This is a genomic window from Arachnia rubra (assembly GCF_019973735.1).
Taxonomy (GTDB): domain Bacteria; phylum Actinomycetota; class Actinomycetes; order Propionibacteriales; family Propionibacteriaceae; genus Arachnia; species Arachnia rubra.
In genome coordinates this window covers 3,164,459-3,183,483 of record NZ_AP024463.1, presented here as the reverse complement: position 1 = coordinate 3,183,483, position 19,025 = coordinate 3,164,459, and the positions used below count along the sequence as shown (strand labels likewise).

Here is a 19,025-nt window from a genome sequence, read left to right as displayed (position 1 = left end):
TACGCCTCTTGGTGGACGACGCCTGCCTCGACCTGAAACCGCTGAGCGGCCGGGAAATCGGGGACATCTGCCCCGACGGCGGCCGTAATGAGCACCTGCTCCGCGTCGGCCACAGCTCCGGCTTTTCGCCACTGTCCACAAAACGCCGGGCACTTCAAGGATCTGAGCCTGGGATTGGGTTTGGCCAATTCACGCTTCGCCCATGAGAGAGACCGGCAACCCGATATGCCGGGGGATCCGATAGCCTCAGCGAGTGCCCTTGCCCTCGTTGCCGGCTTTGATCCGCAGCCTGCCCGTCGCGTCGCACTCCGAGCGGGTGCATCGCGTGGTCACACTCGTCCGCTCGCACGCCGACGACCCGAGGCTGCCGGTGCTGCTCAACGCCCTGACCGGCAAATCCGACTACTACGCCCTGCTGGCGGTCGTCGCGGCCCGGGCGCTGGGCGACGAGCCCCGGCTGCGGGCCCTCAGCGCCCATCCCTCGCGCTGCGTCCGGCTCTGCGCCGTGAACTCACTGCCCCTCGACGCCGGCGATCCCGAGGCATTCGCCGCCCAGTACGTGGTATGCCCGGTCGGGGAGCGGCGACGCCTGCGCCGCCGTCTCATCGACGAACGCCACCACGACCTGGCCGCAGCGCTCCTGACGGCTCCCATCACGGACCGGGAGCGCGCCAGCCTCCTGGTGGCCTGCGACTCCGCGACGGTCGCGGAGCATCTTCCTGAGCTGGGGGACCTGGTGCCGAACCTGGCCTCCCTCGCCAAGCGGCATCCTGACGTCTTTCTCGCCGAGCTGCGCCGCCGCGTCACCGACGCCCCGGCCGACCGGCGTGCCGCTGCCTGGCGGTGGGCTGCTCCGGCCCTGAGGAGACTGACGCACAGCCGGCCCCGGGAGCTCGCGCTGCTTCTCGCGGAGGTGGAGAGGTCGCAGGGGCTTCCCGAGCCGTTCTACGCCGTCGCTGGGCCGCTGCTGGCCGCAGCCCCCGGCGAGATGGTCCAGGTCCTGGCCGCCACCGTCTTCGATGACCCCTGGGATGCGCAGCGTCTCCGCCGGCAGGTGGGCAGGCGTCTCCAACTCCTAAACCGGGAGCAGCGCGCCACCATCCTGCGGGCCGAACGCACCGACGACCAGGCGATGGCGGCGTACCTGCGGGCGCTGGCCCCCAGCGAACGCGCCCAGGCCTTCGCCGACGCCTACGAGGACGTCGAGCTGCGGAACCGGGAATGGGACGGGGAGCTGCTCGACGTCATGCCCAAGGACCTGCGGGAGGCCGAGGCGGCCCGCATGGCGGCGATGCCCACCAACCAGGGCTGGGAGGACCAGCTGAGGCTTGCCGCCCACCTCGCCCCCGGCGAGGCCCTCGCCGTCGCCGGGCCCTTCCTGAACTCCACCAACAGCGACGAGCGCGGCGCCGCCTGGTATGCGATCCTCGCCGCCGCGCTGCACAGCCGTGAACCCCAGGCGATCACTATCGCCTTCGCCCACATCGACGACCTGGTGACCGAGCAGGACCCAGTGCGCAATACGGCCGTATCGGCGCTTGCGGTCGCCAGCGGCGACATCATTGCCCGGATTGCGGGTGAACGTCTCGGAAAGCTGGCGGCGATGCTGGCTGCCGCCCGGGACACGTCGCCGGCGACCTTCGCGTATCTGCGGGGTGCGCTCTGGCGGCTGGTCATCCACCGCGCCCAGCAGGGCGGGGACCTCCAGGAGGCCATTGCGCTGCTGGAGGCCCTGCCCGACCCCTGCTCCGCCACCGCCGGCCGGACGAGGATCCCGGTGCCCCTGCCCATCCCGGCGGCCGCCGGCAAGATCCTGGCGGCGGGCTTCCTGGAGACCATGAAGGCTGAGGCCGACCGCGACGAGTACCAGCTGGCGAAGGGACTCGCAGCGCTCCTTGGCCCCAGGCGGTACGACCTGCCGGAGATCAGCGGCATCATGCGCCGTGCCCTGAAGTCGCATGACCGCGCGATGCTGGAGACCGCCGCCCAGATCTGGCTGGGTCCCCGCAGGACCCGCGGGGAACGCCTGGGGGCGCTGCTGAGGCTCGATCCGTCCTTCGTCACCCTCAGGCATGTTCAGGAGAGCATCTGCCGCCACCGCCCGGACCTGGCCGGGTTCCTCCACCGCAAGACCCCGGTCGCCGGCCGGCTGCACGGCGACACCCCCTATGTGGCGCTGGCGCCTGGGCCGTTCACGGGCTGGCTGCCCGAACAGAGCCGTCCCTACTCGCTGGACCTCGCCCGGCTGATAGCCGACGAGACCAGCAGCCAGTCCCGCTGGCAGCGTTTCGCGGCGGTCGAGGTGTTGCGGCGTCTTCCCTGGCTCGTGCCCGGCGTGCTCACGCCCGGTGACGCTGAACCTGAGATCCAGGAGGCGCAACTGGTCGCGGCGCTGCGCTCGCCGGCGGTGGAGTGGTCGCTCACCGACTTCCTGGAGCTGCTTGATAGCGGCCTGGCCACCGTCGCCATGAAGGCCGCCACCCGCGTCATCGATGAGCTGCCGCCCGTCGAGACGGCCAATGCCCTGGCCGTCGTGGCCGCCGACACATGGCGGAAGGTCGGCATCCGCAAGCTCGCCGTGCGGCAGATCGCCCGCCTGCACTGCCCGGGGGCCGTGGAGACTCTCGCGGACCTGGCCCTGGACCTCAGCACGCACCGCGACGTGCGGCTTGCGGCGACCGCCAGCCTGGTCGAGGTCCTTGACGAGGAACGCGCCTGGGAGGCGCTGGCTGAGGCCGCCGCGGGTGGCCGCGACGAGGCTCTCGTCCTCGCGCGTATCGCCCCGTCGCTGATGGCGCTCCGGCACCGGGGCCGGTTCGGCGAGGTCCTGGTGGCGGCCTCCCCGGATCCGGAGCTGGTGCTCGCCCTGCCCGGCTGGGGGTTCTGGACCCCGAAGGTGACCAGCCGGATCGTCGAGCTGCTCGACTCGCCTGAGATCCCCGTCCGCAAGGCGGCGGTGGAGGCCCTGGGAGGGGTGGGGTCGGGGCTGCGCTGGGGCCTGCTGCTGGTGGCGGTGGCCGGGATCGCCGTGGCCGCGGCAGATGAGTCGGACACCGCCACGGAGGACCTCGCCCACCAGCGCCTGCTGGAGGACGTGATCTCCGCGCTCATTTCCGGCAGGCCGCGACGCAGCATGGAGCACAGAGCCCAGCTCAAGGAGCTGGCGAGGGTGCTGGCGCCGTTCCCGCATGCAGCCCAGCAGCACTGGCGGGTGCTGCTGGCCGCCACGAACTGGGCCGACCCGCTGGCCGACCTGGCTGCCCTCGCCGGGGCCGTGTCCGATCCGTTGCGTGCCCACGAGGTGCTGAGGATCACCTGGGAGGTGGTGACGGAGCTGCAGGCTATGAAGCTGGGGGCCGACCTCGCGGTCGTCATCGACGAGCTGCTGGGACGCGGCGACGCCGTCGGCGGTGCCGTTGCGCTGGCCCTGCTGAGGCACGCGGGCGGTGAGTCGGGATGGGGCGATATGTGGCGGGCACGGCTGCGGGCCGCCCGCTCTCATCCGCTGCCGGCGGTGGTGGCGTGGGCGCGAGAGATCAACGCCGCACCCCTGTAGAGGCCCCGCCCTCATCGGCGGGATCCGTCAAAGGCTCGTCTTCCCCTGGGGGTGCTGTGGCGGGCCGCCCATCGGTGGGGTGCCGGCGGGGAAGGGGATCTCAGGTGTGGGGTATGCCGTTGACGTAGAACCAGCGGCCGTCGACCCGCAGGAAGGAGCTGACCTCACGCATCACGCCGATCTGGCCGTCCTCCCGCCATTTGGCGGAGAACGAGACCATGCCCTCGTCGTCCCAGGCTTTGCCGGCTCCGCTGTGCTCGATGATCAGGCCGGTCCATCGCAAGTCGGGTTCAGGATCGATCGTCTCGGGTCGGGTGTTCGGATGCCAGGTCTCCAGCAGGTAGTCCGTCAGGCCGAGTGCGTAGGCGCTGTACCGTGATCGCATCAGTGCGACCGCGGTTGCCGCAGGCCGGCCCTCATGGATCGGACCGCAACACGTCTCGTAGGGGCGGCCGGTATCGCAGGGGCAGATGTTAGTCGGATCACTCACTGTCCCAGTATCCACCGTTTCCGGCCAAAGTTCCGGCCGGTGTCCACTGACAGGACCTCCGCGGCCCCGTCTTCCCATGGTGGCTGAAAGGCCAGCTGTCAGTTGCTGCTCGCTGCTGCTGCCTCTTCCTTGGCTCGCATCATGTCCAGCGCCACCACCGTTCCAAGGATGGCCAGTCGCAGCTCTGGGGAGAGCGATGGGACGTGGAGGACGTAGCGGTCATGTCCGCGAAGAGCCTCGGCGAAGCCGACTCGCTCCCGGCTGGCCTGGGCGACGACGTTCCCGCTGCGGTTGCTGGTGATATTGAGCTCACGATCGGAGAAGCTGCCCTTGCTCTCCACCAGGAGTTCCTCTCCGGTGGTGAGCGTGGTGGTGATCCGGCGGGAGAAGAGTTTTGCCTGCTTGCTCACGGTCGCCAGCTGGGAGCCGTCCGCCCGCAGCAGCGTATAGGTGTCCCGCCAGATCTTTCGGTCGTCGCTGAGATGTGCCAGACGGGTACCGTCGGCCTCCAGCAGGTCGAACTCCCGGGCACCTCCGAAGAACTGGCGGACACCACTCTTCTGCGTGCAGCTGATCAGGCCGATCAGCGCTCCCTGGGCATCCTCGATGTTGAATTCGGTGGAGGCACCGGCGCGGGTCTGCTGGACGACGAGGAGATCATGATTCAAGAGAGACGTCGACTTGACCATGTAACCAGTGTAAGGACACGCCCTGGTCAAGATACAGTGGCGCAGGGGGCGTCGTGGTTGGCTGTCCGGTCCCAAGGAGGGGTCATGAACCCGCTGAGTGCTGAAGACTTCGTGGCGTGGGCTGATCAGCTAGCCGGGTTGTCCTGGCCGCTTGACCTCGACGGGTTCCGGGACGCGGCGGCTGGGCTCGGATGGTTGCCGACCGACAGGCCCTGGGAGTTCATAGTCGATTTCCCGGCCGGATCCAGGCGGGTGGTGCTGTTCGGCGGCAAGTCGGGCGGCATCCACAACATCTCCTTCCCCCTATTCACGCCCGAGACCGAGTCCGCGGAGAACACCGCCAGGCTGAACGACCTGTTCGCCTCCTACGAGGCCGCCGGCACCCAGGCATGGGGCAGGCCGTTCCACGTCGACCTGAATGAGGACCCCACCCTCACCTGGCGGCTGCCAGGCGGCTGCGTCGGCGAGATAGTCGGCGGCTCAGACCTGATCCTCCTGACCTTCTTCACACCTCAAGGCGCGTTCATCTACGAGTGATCAACCCCGGTGCTATTGAAGTGCATTGCCATCACAGCCACGAGGTGAATGATGCCAGCAATCCACGTCTTGTCGGAGACCTGCTAGATCAGGCCGAGTGATTTCACAAGGTGGGGCATCCCGCTTCCAGGAGATGGCGGCAGATCCTCAATAGGAATTGCATTTCACTCTTAGGTGCGTTCAGTCACCAGGCCATTGGTGGCGATCAGCACGGTCTTTTTTGTGGACCGCTGTTTGCGGTTTTTAGGCATTGGCTGCTACAAGGTTGGATTCGATGAAGTTGAGGAGCGGAACTTCATCGATGACTGGGATGGCGCCGAACTTGCCCGCCAAATAGCGCAGCTCATTGTTGTTCTGGGCGCGGTTATCGAAATCATCCAGGCAGAACAGCTCCGAGCGGCCCGAGCGGTCCTTCTCGGTGAACCAGACCTGGCGGGGCTCCAGCAGCCGGGTGGGGGAGTTGCCGAGCAGCGAGACATCGTGAGTGGTGAAGATCAGCTGCGCACCGTGAGGATTCATCTGGGGGTCCAGGAAAAGCTGGACGAGATAGCGTGCCAATCCCGGGTGGAGGCTAGCGTCCAGCTCGTCAACCAACAGCAACGTCCCGTGGCGTAGCACATTGAGCGCGTGCCAGGCTGTGGTGAGCCAGGTAATCGTCCCGGCGCTCTCGCGGCGGATGGGTAGCGAGAATGTCTTTCCGTCCTCGCCCTCGTGGCTGAAGGTGACCACGTCGCGTGTGCTGGGCGGCAGTTCTGGCAGCGGCTCATCATCCTCTCGGAAGGCCTCGATGAGGCGGCGGACTGTCTGCATGACCTCAGATGGCACCTCCTCGGCCTCGATCGCAATGCCTTGGATTCCCACATCGGCGGCGCGCAAGAGCGCTGAGATGAGGTCCGCCTGGCTTGGGTCCTCCAGCATCTCGTACAGGGCGCGACGGAGCACATCTTCGTCCTGGCGGTCGCGAAAGGCGATGAAATCCATGCCGACGCTGGCAGCCAGGGCGTTGGCGACCGGTGCCAGGACATCGTGGCCATACTTGCGAGCGGTGGCCAGAAAAAGCGCGCGGGGTTTGGTGATGCGCCACACCGATGCGGTGGGGCCCGTCAGGGATGCCCCCTTCTCAAGCTTGCCCGCCTCTTCGCCTTCCTGCTGTGTGCGCGCGAAGACCAAGCGTCGGCTGCCCTTTGGGTAGGAGTAGAGGACCTCACGGCCGATCCCCCAGTCCAGAACCTCCAGCTCATAGCTGTGGCGGATCCCGTCCGCCAGGAAGTCGATGGAGTAGGTGACAGGCTGTTTTGAGCTGGCGGCGTTCGGCTGCCACAGCGACGGGACGCCGGGTGAGCGCAATGCCAGCGAGAGCATGCAGATCGCATCCAGCAGGTTCGTCTTGCCAGAGGCATTGGCGCCGTAGATCGCGGCGACACGCTCGGTCGCATCCTCCCAGGATGTGCCTGCCCGGGGCGTCACGGTCTTCAGATGCGTCATCGCCAGCGTGGCAGGCTCTGCGAAAGAGCGGAAATTTTCGACGGTGAACGACAACAGCATGCACCAACAGTATGCGAACTAGGGCTGTTTTGGAAGAAATTCTCCCGAAAATGGATAAAAAAGAGCCGTCATGCCTGATTTTTGTCGAAGGGTGCGTTGCGGCGGCTACCGATGGGATCTCAGCTGCCGGACCCCTGAGCCCCGACCAGGGTCAGCAGCGTGACCTCCGGGGGGCAGGCGAAACGGTACGGCGCGAAAGGCGAGGTGCCGATCCCAGCGGAGACGTGCAGCCAGGCGTGGTGTCCCTCGGTGTGGTGCTCGGACAGCCCCTTGACGCGGTCGGCTGGGAGGTCGCAGTTGGTGGTCAGCGCCCCGAAACCCGGCACGCAGACCTGGCCGCCGTGGGTGTGGCCCGCGAGGATCAGCTCCACGCCGTCGGCCGTCATCACATCCAGGATGCGGCGGTAGGGGGCGTGGGTGACGCCGAGGCTGAGGTCCACGCCGCTGCTGGGCGGTCCAGCGACAGCGGGGTAGTGGTCCAGGTCGTGGTGGGCGTCGTCGGTGCCGCGCATCTCGATGCGATACCCGCCGGCCTCGACGATGGCGCGCCGGTCGTTCAGGTCATGCCACGCGCCGCTGCGGGTCAGCGCTGCCCGCAGCTGCTCCGTCGCCAGAGGTTCCGGTGCCTCCGAAGCCTCGGAGCGCCCCCGCGTGACGTAGCGCAACGGGTTCTTGAACTCCGGCCGGTGGTAGTCGTTGGAGCCGAACACGAACCCGCCCGGCACGTCCTGCAGCCGGCCCAGCGCCGACATCAGCGGCACGATGGCGGTGTCGCTGGCGATGTTGTCGCCGGTGTTGATCACCAGGTCGGGTTTCAACTCCGCCAGCGACCGCAGGAAGTTCAGCTTCAGCTGCTGGCTGGGCAGCAGGTGCACGTCGCTGAGATGCAGCACCCGCAGCTCAGAGCCACCCGCGGGCAGCACCGGCACCGTGACGTGACGCACCTGGAATCGCGTGGCCTCCACCAGCCCCCAAGCGAAGCAGCCCGCCGCGATTGCGGCGAGCCCCTTCGCCACCCGGAAAGGGGGGATCAACGTTCACCATCCGTGGGAGCTGGGGCGGGCGGCTGGGCTCCTGGATCGGACGGGGCCGCGCTCGGCGGCACGACCGTTGGCGGGGTCGTCGGCTGCGGACCCTGGGAGACGTACATGTAGATGGTCGAGGATTTCGGCGCAGTCCCCGACGGGCTGATCTTCTTCAGGTAGGTCCCCGCCGGGGAGGCGCTGTAGACCGGCTGGTCGGCGGTGGTGAAGCCGGCATCCTCCAGGGTCTGCTTCGCCTGGTCATACTCCATGCCCGTGACGTTGGGCACCTGCACCTTGTCGCCTTCCCGCACCCGCTGGCTCGGGGCGCCGAATTCCGTTGCCGGTTTACCCTGGAGCGCGGCGCCCATCGCGGTGCGCCAGATGGTGCCCGCGTCCTCGCCGCCTGAACCCCGCAGGACTCTGCCGGTCGACATCCGCTGCCCGTCCAGGCTCTTCCTGTGGTTCTCATAGTACGAGTTGATGTTGTCGACGGCGATGAAGGAGATGCCCGCCATGTCGGGGGTGTACCCGGCGAACCACACCGACATGGCGTCGTCGGTGGTGCCGGTCTTGCCCGCCGTGGGCCTGCGGTCCGCCAGCTGCGCCGGCTGGCCGGTCCCCTGGGTCATCACCGTCGACAGGACGTAGTTGACGCCGTCGGCTACCTCGGGGTCGAGCACCTGCTTGCAGTCGGCCGACGGCACCTCGATCTTGTTGCCGTCCTTGGCCTGGACGCTCTCAAGGATGATCGGGTTGCAGTGCGTGCCGCGGTTCGCGAAGGTGGCATAGGCCTCGGCCATCGACAGCGGCGTCACGTAGGAGGTGCCCAGCACCCACGATGGGTAGCTCGCCATGCTGCGCATGTCGGTCCCGTCAGCGAGCTTCACCCCGAGCTGCTGGGCCATGTCGATGGAGGCGCAGATGCCCACCTTGGCCTCCAGCTGGATGAAATAGGTGTTCACCGATTTCTGGGCTGCCTTCAGCATGTCGATGGTGCCGTAGTCCCCGTCGTAGTTCTTCGGATCCCACGAGCCTGACGTGAACGTGCCCTCACAGTTCTTGAACTTCATCCCCTTGACTTGCATCTGCTTCGGGGAGTTGAAGGTGGTGTTCGTCCCCACCCCGTCCTTCAGGGCAGCCGCCATCACGAACGGCTTGAACGTCGAGCCAGCCTGGAAGCCCTCGATGCCGCCGTACTGCGTGGACACGTTGACGTTCTGCCAGGTCTCGCCCTCGCCGCTGCCCAGCTTGGTGCGGCTCTGCGCCATGGCGACGATCAGCCCGCTGCTCGGCTGAATCAGCACCGAACCACCCCAGACCGGGTCGGTGGGGCCGACGGTCTTCGCGACCGCGTCCTCCGCGGCCTGCTGCGCCTTTGGGTCGATGAGGGTGTTGATGGTCAGGCCGCCGCGCTTCAGCCGGTTCGTTCGCTCCTCGGTGGTGGACCCCAGCGATGCCATCTGGTCGGAGACCAGGGTGCGCACCACGTAGTCGCAGAGGACCGGGAACTGGGAGGCGGTGCAACCGTTCGGGGTGGCCTGCACGTTGGAGGCGTCGAAGCCCTCCTGGATGGCGGCGTCGGCCTCCTCCTTCGTGACCGCGCCCACCTCGGCGGAGGCCATCCGCCGCAGCACCTGGTTGCGGCGCTCGATGGCCTTCTCGGGGAACTTCACCGGGTTATAGGCGACGGGGTTCTGGACGATGCCCGCCAGCATCGCGGCCTGGGCGAGGCTCAGGTCCTTGGCGCTGATGCCCCAGTAGTGGTGCGCGGCGGCCTCCACCCCGTAGGCGCCGTCGCCGTAGTAGGCGATGTTCAGGTAGCGCTCCAGGATCTCGTTCTTGCTGAACCGTTCCTCGACCGCCATGGCATAGCGCATCTCGCGGATCTTTCGCTCGATGCTGACCGCCTGCGCTGCCTGCACGCCCGCCTCGTCCCCGCGGTCCCTGGCCGTCTCGACCTGGACCAGCTTCACGTACTGCTGCGTCAAGGTGGAGGCGCCCTGGGTGGAGCCCGACAGGGTGCGCACGATCGCACGTCCGAGGCCCTGGATGTCGATGGCGCCGTGCTCGTAGAAGCGGTGATCCTCGATGGCGATCTGCGCCTTCTGCATCAGCGGGGAGATCTGCTCAAGGGAGACATAGGTGCGGTTCTCCTCGAAGAAGGTCGCCAACTCCGACCCGTCGGACATCAAGATGCGGGAGCGTTCCGACTGCGGTGGGGTCTGGAACTCGGCCGGCAGGTACTGCATCGAGTCGGCGGCCGTCTTTGTGAAGCCTCCGACGAGGGCGACCAGCGGCAAGGCCAGCCCGGACATAAGTATCCCGCACAGCACACTGATGGCCAGGAACATCCCAATCGAGTAGGCCTTGCTCTTCGGCTCCCGCGTCTTCATGGCCCAAAGTTTACGTGAGTCTGGGGGTAGTCCTCTTTCGTCACGCGCCCTGCGAGATCTCGTCGTCCTGGGCCGACAGGTCGGGGCGGCGGAACAGATTCACAGTGGCCGCCACCAGCCCACCCCACAGGGCGGCGATGGCGACGATCATCATGACGATGGCTGGCATGCTCATTCGGACACCTCGTGCTCGTTGTCGTGCTCGTCGAAGTCGGTTGTGATGCTGCGCCGCCAGGGGATCAGGGTGAGGACCACGGCCGCGACGATCAGCACCGCGGCCATGCCCCAGCCGAAGACTGCCAGCAGCGACAGCGGGTAGTTCTCGTAGGGCTTGCCGATCTTGTCGAGGAACTCGGTGACCAGCATGGACCCCAGCGCCACGGGCACGATAGCCCCGATGAAGACCACCCACGCCTTACCCGTCCGGAAGCTGGAGAACCGGTCGAGGTGACGGCTCAGCACCGGGAGTTTGCGCACGATCCACGCCACCGCGATCACGCAGGCGAAAGCGACCGCCAGGATGCCGAACTTGTTCACGAACTCGTCGGTGATGTCCAGGAAGTACAGCGCCGTGGTGGTGGACAGCAGAGCGGTCGAGATGATTGCCAGCGGAATGCCAATGGCTAGCGTCGCCCGGACCTTGGGGATGCCCAGCTTGTCGCGCACCGCGGAGGCGAGGACCTCGACGATGCTCAGCAGCGACGTGATGCCCGCCACCGTCAGCGAGCCGAAGAACAGCACGCCCATCAGCGGTCCGAGGGGTGCCTGAGAGATGATCGTCGGGAAGGCGACGAAAGCCAGGGTCAGGCCCTTGTCGACGACCTCATTGACCCCCAGGCCCGAGGCCTGGGCCATGAACCCGAGAGCCGCGAAGACGCCGATGCCGGCCAGTAGCTCGAAACCGGAGTTCGCGAAGCCGACGACCAGCCCGGAGCCGGTCAGGTCGGTGCGGCGCTTCAGGTAGGAGGCGTAGGTGGTCATGATGCCGAAACCGACCGACAGGGAGAAGAAGATCTGCCCGAAGGCCGCAGCCCACACCCCTAGGTTGCCCAGGGCGCCCCAGTCGGGGGTGAACAGGGCGTTCAGCCCATCGGCTGCGCCGGGCAGGAACAGCGACTGCACCACCAGGATCAGGAACATGACCACCAGCAGCGGCATGAAGACGGTGTTGGCCATGGCCAGTCCTTTGTTGACGCCCAGCGCGATGGTGATCAGCGTCACCGCCCACACCACGACCATGGGGATGACCAGCGAGGGCACGAAGTCGAAGCCGACGCCCGGGGTCTCGGCCACGTGCAGGAAGTCCTGCATCAGGAAGGTCTTCGGGTCGCTGCCCCAGGCCTGGGTGAAGCTGAAGATGGTGTACATCCCGGCCCACGCCACGACCGCCGCGTAGTAGAGGGCGATGACGAAGCACACCATCACCTGCCACCAGCCGAGTGTCTCCGTCCATTTCCCGAGCCGCCGCAGCGCCAGCGGAGCCGAGCCGCGGTAGCGATGCCCGATGGCGTAGTCGAAGAACAGCAGCGGGATGCCCGCGCTGAGCAGCGCTATCAGGTAGGGCAGGATGAAGGCCCCGCCGCCATTCGAATAGGCCACGTAGGGGAAGCGCCAGATGTTGCCCAGCCCCACGGCCGACCCGATGGCCGCCAGGATGAAATAGTTGCGGGAGTTGAAGCTCTCCTGCTTGGGCGCACGCTTTTCCATTGGATCCAGCTCCGGGTAATAAAAACTACTTAGGGCCTGAAACCTATTACGAAAGCGCCCTGATAAGGAGGACCGTCCAATAATTTGGTCGCACCGGCCGGCCGGACCATGATGGTCTGGCACCGTGGCCTTCCCGGTTTCCCGGCTCCGCCGGTTGGGAGGTGCGAGGGGGTGCAGCGCTAGACTTCAGCCACGTCGACCGTCCTTCAGGAGGAGTTTTGCGAACCATGACCACCCGAACCGGTCTCCTCCGAGCCGGACTGGCCTTGTGGGACGGAGCGAGCTGGTGCGTCGCCGCGATGGCTCTTGTCTTCGCGCGCTACACCTTCACGCTGGCCCGGCCGGAGACGCAGTTCGTCATCCAGTACGCCGTCGCGGCCGTCGTCCTGCAGGTTGTCGTCGGCCTGCTGACGAGGCTCTACCGTGGCCGTCACGTCATCGCTTCGTTCGAGGAGTCGGCCCTCCTGGCCCTGATCACCCTCGGGATCGGGCTGGTGCTCGGTGTCTTCTCGGTCTTCTTCGCCCCCTCGGGCTATCCGCGGGTGGTCACCTTCACCGTGCCCCTGGCGGCGCTGGTGTTGATGGCTGCGGGCCGGTTCTTGTTCCGCACCGTCAGCCGCTCCGCCCAGCGTCACGAGGACGGCGAGCCGGTCCTCGTCTACGGCGCGGGCAACGCGGGCCAGCAGCTCGGACGTCTCCTGGCCTACGACCCCGACGCCCCGTACGAGATCGTCGGCTACATCGACGACGACCCGGCCAAGAGCAATCTGCACATCCAGGGCGCCAAGGTCCTCGGCAACCGGGAGCAGATCGTCGCCATCGCGCGCCAGCACGGCGTTGAGAAGCTCATCGTCGCCATCCCGACCGCGGACCGCACGTTCATGCGTGAGATCTCCGAGCTCGCCGACGGGGCCGGCCTGGAGACCCTCGTGATGCCGTCCACCAAGGACCTCGTCTCGGGACGCGTGGGCCTGGGCGACCTGCACCAGCTGAACGTCACCGACCTGCTGGGCCGCGCCCAGATCAAGACCAACCTCGGGGAGATCGCCGACTACCTGTCCGGCAAGGTGGTGCTCGTGACCGGGGCCGGCGGCTCCATCGGCTCCGAGCTGGCCCGCCAGGTGCACCGCTTCGGGCCCAAGGAGCTCGTCATGCTGGACCGCGACGAGTCCGGGCTGCACGGCACCCAGCTATCCATCTATAACCAGGGGTTGCTCGACACCCCCAACATGGTGCTCTGCGACATCCGCGACGTCGAGGCCCTCGACAAGGTCTTCGCCGACCACCGCCCCGACGTGGTGTTCCACGCCGCCGCCCTCAAGCACCTCCCGATGCTGGAGCAGTACCCCCTCGAAGGCTGGAAGACCAACACCGTCGGCACCCTCAACGTGCTGCAGGCCGCCGAGAAGTATGGCGTCCAGCGCCTGGTGAACGTGTCCACCGACAAGGCCGCCGACGCCACGTCGGTGCTGGGCAAGACCAAGCGCCTCGCCGAGGAGCTGACGGCCTTCTACGCCGGCAAGACCGGCCGCAACTGGTTGTCGGTGCGGTTCGGCAACGTGCTCGGCTCGCGCGGCTCGATGCTGCACACCTTCACCCGTCAGATCGAGCAGGGCGGTCCCGTCACGGTCACCCACCCCGAGATCACGCGCTACTTCATGACCATCCCCGAGGCGTGCGAGCTGACCATCCAGGCCGGCGCCATCGGCGAGCCCGCCGACGTCCTGGTCCTGGACATGGGCGAGCCGGTGCGGATCCTGGACGTCGCCAAGGACCTCATCAAGCGCTCCGGCAAGGACGTAAGGATCATCTTCACGGGCCTGCGCCCCAACGAGAAGATGCACGAGGTGCTGTTCAGCGACGACGAGTCCCGCACCCCGACCTCGCACGAGATGATCAGCCGGGTCAGCGTCCCCGCCCTCGACCCGGTGCTCCTGGCGACCGTCGACGGCTCCGACCCCGAGTCGCTGACCAAGCTGACCCACCAGCGCAACGCCGAGGAGGCCGCGCGGCTGGCGGAGGAACTGGCCCACTCCGGCCTCGACGGAATCAACCTGGAACGTCCCGAGTCCTGACATGCGCATCCTCTACATCGACCACTACGCCGGATCCCCGACCCTGGGGATGGAGTACCGCTGCCACGCGATGGCGACGCAGTGGGCCAGGCTGGGCGCTGAAACCGTCCTGCTGGCGGGCACCTACAGCCACCTGCGGAAGAAGAACTTCCCGGACGCCGAACCCCTCAAGCCCATGGAGATCGATGGGGTCGAGTTCCGCTTCATCCGGACCCGCACCTACGACGGCAACGGCATCGGCCGGGTGCTGAGCATGGTGGACTTCGCGGGCCGCGGCTGGCTGGCCGCCCGGCGGATCGCCCGCGAGGTCCGGCCCGACGCCGTCATCGCGTCCTCCACCTACCCCTTCGACACCTACCTGGCGCAGCGGATCGCGAAGGCGTCGGGAGCGCTGCTGGTCCACGAGATCCACGACCTGTGGCCGCTGACCCCCATCGAACTCGGCGGCCATTCGCCGAGGCATCCGCTGATGTGGGCGATGGCGCAGGCGGAGAAGTCGGCCTACCGCAACAGCGACGCCATCGTGTCGATCCTGCCCAACGCCGAGCCCCACGTCCGGTCGCTGGGGATCATCACCCCCGTGATCCCGATTCCCAACGGCATCGAGAGCGACGCCCCCCACGAGCCCGCGCCTGAGTCCTTCGCGTCGCAGGTCGAGGACCTCCACGAGCGTGGGCGCGCGGTCATCGGCTACGCGGGCGGCATGACCAACGCCAACGCCATGGACGATTTCGTCTCCGCGATGGCCCTGATCCGCGACGAACCCGTCACCGCGCTGCTGCTCGGCGACGGCCTGTACCGGACCGACCTGGAGAAGCAGGCCAGGGACTCCGGGGCGCACGTGATCTTCGCGGGCAGCATTCCCAAGTCGCAGGTGCACGAGGCGCTGAAGCTGTGCGATGCCCTCTACATCGGATCGAAAACCAGCCCCTTGTACACCTTCGGGGTCTCGGCCAACAAGATCTTCGACTACATGGCCACCGGGGTCCCGATCATCAACGCCTTCGCGTCCGAGCACTCACCCATGGTCTACGCGGGCTCCACCATCCGCGCCCGTGGTGAGGACCCCGCCGACATCGCCCGCGCCATCAGGCAGGCCGTCGCCCTGCCCGCGGAGGAGAGAACCAGGCTGGGGGAGCTGTCCGTGGCCTGGGTGCGTGAACACCACGCGATGCCCGTGCTGGCCAGGCAGTTCCTGGACGTGCTGGGCGGGCGGTTCTGAGCCCCGCGATGACGGGCTAGGTCGTCGCTTCACAGTGGTAGATTTACGGAGGACCGGGCGTCCGCCGGTCTGGAAAGGCTTCAGTACATGACGCAGGCCGCTGCCATCGGTGTGGTCAATCACGGTGTGGGAAACCTAGGGTCCGTGATGAACATGTTGCGTTACATCAACGCCGTCCCGGTGTTGGTCTCCACCCCCGAGGAGGTGGCGGCTCAGCACCACCTGATCCTTCCCGGGGTCGGCTCCTACGACGCGGGAATCGCCGGTTTGCGGGAATCCGGGATGGCCGACGCGGTCCTGGACCATGCGGCCGCCGGGAAACCCCTCCTGGGAATCTGCCTCGGGATGCAGATGCTGCTGGAGGGCAGTTCCGAGGGCGAACTCCCCGGCCTGGGTCTGATACCGGGACGTTGCGAGGCGTTCGCGGATCACGTGACCAACCGGCGTATCCCGCACATGGGATGGAGGGACGTCCATTCCGTCGAGAACGGCGGTTTCGCCCTTCCCGATCCGGGACGCTTCTACTTCGCCCACTCCTACTTCGCGCCCTTGGACGAAGGCGGGATCACCTGGGCCCGCGCGACCTACGGGGTGGGCTTCAGCGCGGTCGTGGGCCGGGACTCCGTGGTGGGAATGCAGTTCCACCCCGAGAAGTCCCACCGTTTCGGCATGGCGGTGCTGACCGAATTTGCAGGATGGCGAGCATGAGAGCACGAGTGATAGCCACGATGCAGCTGCTGGACGGCTTCGTCGTGAAGACCCGGGGATACGGGAGGACGACCTACATCGGCGATCCGATCAACACGGTCAAGATCTTCAACGACAAGGGCATCGACGAGCTGGTGATCGTCGACATCTCCGCCCGGCGCGGAAAACCGGTGGTGACTCCCGCCCAGATCGAGGACATCGCCACCGAGGCCTTCATGCCCCTCGCCTACGGCGGCGGCGTCAAGACCTACTCCCAGGTGCGCGACATCCTCTCCGCGGGAGTCGAGAAGGTCATCTTCGGTTCCGGTCTGCTCGACGCGCAGGACACCGTCGCGACGGCCGCGCAGAACTACGGCAGGCAGGCCGTGGTCGGCGCCATCGACGTCGGCGTCGACGACCAGCAGCGGTTCCGCCCCTTCCCGGGCGGCGGGGGACGGCCCCTCGACCTCGAACCCGCCGAATGGGCTCGGCAGGCCTGTGAGCTGGGGGCGGGCGAGCTGATCGTCACGGACATGGCCCGCGAAGGTGAGATGGGCGGCTACAACCTTGACCTGGTGCGTTGCGTCGCGGACGCGGTGCCGGTTCCGGTGATCGCGCACGGCGGGGCTGGCAGGGTCGAGCACTTCGCCGCTGCCCTGGACGCGGGGGCCGCCGCCGTCGCGGCCGGGTCGATGTTCACCTTCTACGGCCCGCACCGGGCGGTTCTGATCACCTACCCGACGGAGCAGGAACTGGATGCCGTCCTGCCGCAGATCAACGACTGACAGGAGCTGAGGATGACCGTTCTGGAGTGCAGCCACTGCATCATGCGCAGCGTCGACGACCCGGCCCTGGAGTTGGTCGGGGGGGGTCTGCAACCACTGCCGCCGCTACGAGGAGCTGCTTCCCAGCAGGGTCTTCACGGGAGCCGACGGTGAGGCGAAACTGTCCGCCATCGTCAAGGAGATCAAGGAGGCCGGCGCGAAGAAGCGCTACGACTGCCTGATCGGCCTGTCCGGCGGCGTCGATTCCACGTCGGTTGCGGTCAAGGTCAAGGAGCTGGGGCTGCGACCTCTCGCGTTCCACGTCGACAACGGCTGGAACACGGAACTGGCCGTCAGCAACGTCGAGAAGACGGTCAAGGCCCTCGACCTCGACCTGGTCACCGAGGTCCTCGACCTGCGCCAGTTCTACGACCTCCAGCGCGCCTTCCTGCTGGCCTCCACCCCCGACGCGGACGTGCCCGCCGACCACGCCATCCAGGCGTGCATGTGGAAGTTCGCGCGCAAGTACGGCGTCAAGTACATCATCTCCGGCATGAACTTCCGCACCGAGGCGATCAGCGTCCCGTCGTGGTCCTACGGGCACTCCGACTGGCGCTACATCAAGGCCGTCCACGACAAGTTCGGGCGCGAGAAACTCACCACCTACCCGCACTTCGGGTTCACGGAGCTGGGCTACACCAACACGGTGGCGCGCGTGCGGATCGTCAGTATCCTGAACTACTTCGAGTACAACAAGGCCGCCGCGGTCAAACAGATGCAGGAGCAGCTGGACTGGCGTCCCTACCCGGGCAAGCACTTCGAGTCGATCTTCACCCGCTTCTTCCAAGGCTACATACTCCCCGTGAAGTTCAACATCGACAAGCGCCGCGGGCACCTGTCGGACCTGATCAACTCCGGCCAGATCACCCGCGAACAGGCCCTCGAGGAGATCGAGCACAACGACTACACCGAGGACCTGATCCGCCGCGACCGGGAGTTCTTCTGCAAGAAGCTGAACTTCACGGATCGCGAGTTCGACGACTTGATGGCCGCGCCCGTGAAGTCGTTCCGCGACTACAAGAATTCCTATGGTTTCGTGCAATTCCTGCGAAACGGCGTCAACGTGCTCCGCAAGAGAGGTTGGTATCCGAAGTGAGTCTCGCCCTGCATCTCTACCAGTCGCCCATGGACAACGAGTCCAGGCTGATGCGGATGGCGCGCAGCCTGGTGGCAGCGGACCTCGGCGTTCAGGTCCGGCTGGTGGGCTTGCAGGTGGATGAACGTTCTGGTCTGCAACCGGTAGAACCCGGCATCGTGATCGACCGGGTCGGAAGCCCCACCCCGAAACACGACACCCTCGTGAGCCGGTTCCAGAAGGTCGGGGGCTGGTTCCAGGAGGTTTACCGGGGCTACCGCGACGCCGACATCGCCGTCGTCAGTGCGCACGCCGTCTGGGCGCTGCCCCTGGCGTGGGCGCTCGCAAAACGTGCGAAGGCCCCGCTGGTCTACAACCCCCACGAACTCGAGACCCGCACCCCCACCATGACCGGGGTGAAGAAGACCCTCGCCGAGCAGGTGGAGGCCCGTTTCATCCGTCGCTGCCAGGTGGTGACCGCCGTCAACGACGAGATCGCCGACTGGTACGCCGGCCACTACCGGATCGCGCGGCCGCTGGTGGTGGTCAACTATCCGGCAAAGGTGACTCGTGGGCGCCCCGCCCGTGACCTGCGGGGCGAACTGGGGTTGCGTGACGACGAGGTGTTGTTCGTGCACACCGGTCACCTGACCGAGGGACGGAACATTCCGCTCATTCTTGAGGAGTTCGCGGCAGGGGCCAGGCATCACGTCCTGTTCGTGGGGGCGGGGGACATGCAGTCCCTGGTTGATGAGGCTGCGGCGCGGTCGCCGTTCATTCACCGCATGGATCCGGTGCCACCCGATGAGGTGGTTTCGGTGGTGGCGGGCGCTGACATGTCGCTCGCGTTGATCGAGACTCTGTCACAGTCCTATGCATGGGGTTCGCCCAACAAGCTGTTCGAGGCTCTCGCTGCGGGAGTTCCGGTCCTGGCCTCCGACGTTCCCGAGGTGCGCCGCCGCCTGGGGCCTCTCGCCGGGGACCTGGTGCTCACCTCGCCCAAAGACCAGCTGGGAGCCTTCCTGGCGCGGCTGGACCGTCCGGCGGCACTGTCCTACCGGAAGCAACTCGCCCCGCTGCCCACCTGGGAGGAGGGTATCGGCCCCATGGTTGAGGCCTACCAGCGCCTCCTCGCTTGATGGCTACCTGCTCTGTGCGTCTGGGATGTGCATGGGGTCGGCCTCGTAGAGAGGTCAGTTG

Annotated in this window: 15 protein-coding genes; 8 read left to right on the top strand and 7 right to left on the bottom strand. The window is 66.9% G+C overall.

Annotated elements, in window-relative coordinates:
* Nucleotides 1-253 precede the first annotated feature (253 nt).
* On the top strand, nucleotides 254-3,556 hold the full coding sequence (locus tag SK1NUM_RS14460) for a hypothetical protein (protein WP_212323589.1): 3,303 nt from the start codon (nucleotides 254-256) through the stop codon (nucleotides 3,554-3,556).
* Between the two features lie 100 nt (nucleotides 3,557-3,656).
* Here the strand turns inward: SK1NUM_RS14460 and SK1NUM_RS14455 are convergent, their stop codons facing one another.
* Both SK1NUM_RS14455 and SK1NUM_RS14450 read right to left on the bottom strand, forming a co-directional pair.
* The gene (locus tag SK1NUM_RS14455) at nucleotides 3,657-4,046 is read right to left on the bottom strand and encodes a YchJ family protein (RefSeq protein ID WP_223927641.1); all 390 of its coding nucleotides are present in this window, start codon (nucleotides 4,044-4,046) and stop codon (nucleotides 3,657-3,659) included.
* 98 nt (nucleotides 4,047-4,144) lie between these two features.
* On the bottom strand, nucleotides 4,145-4,735 hold the full coding sequence (locus SK1NUM_RS14450; RefSeq protein ID WP_212323583.1) for an LURP-one-related/scramblase family protein: 591 nt from the start codon (nucleotides 4,733-4,735) through the stop codon (nucleotides 4,145-4,147).
* 84 nt (nucleotides 4,736-4,819) lie between these two features.
* Here SK1NUM_RS14450 and SK1NUM_RS14445 point away from each other — a divergent pair, with 84 nt between their 5' ends.
* A complete protein-coding gene (locus tag SK1NUM_RS14445) occupies nucleotides 4,820-5,272 on the top strand; it encodes a DUF6301 family protein (protein ID WP_212323581.1) in 453 nt (150 codons plus the stop codon).
* 243 nt (nucleotides 5,273-5,515) lie between these two features.
* Here SK1NUM_RS14445 and SK1NUM_RS14440 read toward each other — a convergent pair whose 3' ends face one another.
* From SK1NUM_RS14440 to SK1NUM_RS14420, 5 genes are all read right to left on the bottom strand, one after another.
* Entirely contained in the window at nucleotides 5,516-6,817 is a 1,302-nt protein-coding gene (locus SK1NUM_RS14440; RefSeq protein ID WP_212323579.1) for an AAA family ATPase, read from the bottom strand.
* A gap of 119 nt (nucleotides 6,818-6,936) precedes the next feature.
* Complete coding sequence (locus SK1NUM_RS14435; RefSeq protein WP_212323577.1) at nucleotides 6,937-7,851, bottom strand: metallophosphoesterase; 915 nt, start codon at nucleotides 7,849-7,851, stop codon at nucleotides 6,937-6,939.
* Nucleotides 7,848-10,235: a transglycosylase domain-containing protein gene (locus tag SK1NUM_RS14430; protein ID WP_223927640.1), complete on the bottom strand. Its 2,388-nt coding sequence runs from the start codon at nucleotides 10,233-10,235 to the stop codon at nucleotides 7,848-7,850. The genes SK1NUM_RS14435 and SK1NUM_RS14430 overlap by 4 nt, the downstream gene beginning before the upstream one ends.
* A 40-nt stretch (nucleotides 10,236-10,275) precedes the next feature.
* The gene (locus SK1NUM_RS14425; RefSeq protein ID WP_212323576.1) at nucleotides 10,276-10,410 is read right to left on the bottom strand and encodes a methionine/alanine import family NSS transporter small subunit; all 135 of its coding nucleotides are present in this window, start codon (nucleotides 10,408-10,410) and stop codon (nucleotides 10,276-10,278) included.
* The gene (locus SK1NUM_RS14420) at nucleotides 10,407-11,942 is read right to left on the bottom strand and encodes a sodium-dependent transporter (RefSeq protein ID WP_212323574.1); all 1,536 of its coding nucleotides are present in this window, start codon (nucleotides 11,940-11,942) and stop codon (nucleotides 10,407-10,409) included. The genes SK1NUM_RS14425 and SK1NUM_RS14420 overlap by 4 nt, the downstream gene beginning before the upstream one ends.
* 227 nt (nucleotides 11,943-12,169) lie before the next feature.
* On the opposite strand from SK1NUM_RS14420, the gene SK1NUM_RS14415 reads away from it, so the two are divergent.
* From SK1NUM_RS14415 to SK1NUM_RS14390, 6 genes are all read left to right on the top strand, one after another.
* Nucleotides 12,170-14,017 carry a polysaccharide biosynthesis protein gene (locus tag SK1NUM_RS14415; protein WP_223927639.1) on the top strand — a complete coding sequence of 616 codons (1,848 nt, stop codon included), beginning with the start codon at nucleotides 12,170-12,172 and terminating at the stop codon, nucleotides 14,015-14,017.
* Between the two features lies 1 nt (nucleotide 14,018).
* A complete protein-coding gene (locus SK1NUM_RS14410) occupies nucleotides 14,019-15,239 on the top strand; it encodes a glycosyltransferase family 4 protein (RefSeq protein WP_212323571.1) in 1,221 nt (406 codons plus the stop codon).
* 87 nt (nucleotides 15,240-15,326) lie between these two features.
* Complete coding sequence (hisH, locus tag SK1NUM_RS14405) at nucleotides 15,327-15,947, top strand: imidazole glycerol phosphate synthase subunit HisH (protein ID WP_212323570.1); 621 nt, start codon at nucleotides 15,327-15,329, stop codon at nucleotides 15,945-15,947.
* Complete coding sequence (locus tag SK1NUM_RS14400) at nucleotides 15,944-16,711, top strand: HisA/HisF-related TIM barrel protein (protein WP_212323569.1); 768 nt, start codon at nucleotides 15,944-15,946, stop codon at nucleotides 16,709-16,711. The genes hisH and SK1NUM_RS14400 overlap by 4 nt, the downstream gene beginning before the upstream one ends.
* A 115-nt stretch (nucleotides 16,712-16,826) precedes the next feature.
* Nucleotides 16,827-17,846 carry an N-acetyl sugar amidotransferase gene (locus tag SK1NUM_RS14395; protein WP_223928026.1) on the top strand — a complete coding sequence of 340 codons (1,020 nt, stop codon included), beginning with the start codon at nucleotides 16,827-16,829 and terminating at the stop codon, nucleotides 17,844-17,846.
* Entirely contained in the window at nucleotides 17,843-18,964 is a 1,122-nt protein-coding gene (locus tag SK1NUM_RS14390) for a glycosyltransferase (protein ID WP_212323567.1), read from the top strand. The genes SK1NUM_RS14395 and SK1NUM_RS14390 overlap by 4 nt, the downstream gene beginning before the upstream one ends.
* The last annotated feature ends 61 nt before the right edge of the window (nucleotides 18,965-19,025 follow it).

Coding starts and splice junctions, on each gene's coding strand:
- SK1NUM_RS14445 (WP_212323581.1), top strand. CDS start 4,820: ATGAACCCGCTGAGTGCTGAAGACTTCGTGGCGTGGGCTGATCAGCTA.
- SK1NUM_RS14415 (WP_223927639.1), top strand. CDS start 12,170: ATGACCACCCGAACCGGTCTCCTCCGAGCCGGACTGGCCTTGTGGGAC.
- SK1NUM_RS14425 (WP_212323576.1), bottom strand. CDS start 10,410: ATGAGCATGCCAGCCATCGTCATGATGATCGTCGCCATCGCCGCCCTG.
- hisH (WP_212323570.1), top strand. CDS start 15,327: ATGACGCAGGCCGCTGCCATCGGTGTGGTCAATCACGGTGTGGGAAAC.
- SK1NUM_RS14420 (WP_212323574.1), bottom strand. CDS start 11,942: ATGGAAAAGCGTGCGCCCAAGCAGGAGAGCTTCAACTCCCGCAACTAT.
- SK1NUM_RS14400 (WP_212323569.1), top strand. CDS start 15,944: ATGAGAGCACGAGTGATAGCCACGATGCAGCTGCTGGACGGCTTCGTC.
- SK1NUM_RS14410 (WP_212323571.1), top strand. CDS start 14,019: ATGCGCATCCTCTACATCGACCACTACGCCGGATCCCCGACCCTGGGG.
- SK1NUM_RS14450 (WP_212323583.1), bottom strand. CDS start 4,735: ATGGTCAAGTCGACGTCTCTCTTGAATCATGATCTCCTCGTCGTCCAG.
- SK1NUM_RS14440 (WP_212323579.1), bottom strand. CDS start 6,817: ATGCTGTTGTCGTTCACCGTCGAAAATTTCCGCTCTTTCGCAGAGCCT.
- SK1NUM_RS14430 (WP_223927640.1), bottom strand. CDS start 10,235: ATGAAGACGCGGGAGCCGAAGAGCAAGGCCTACTCGATTGGGATGTTC.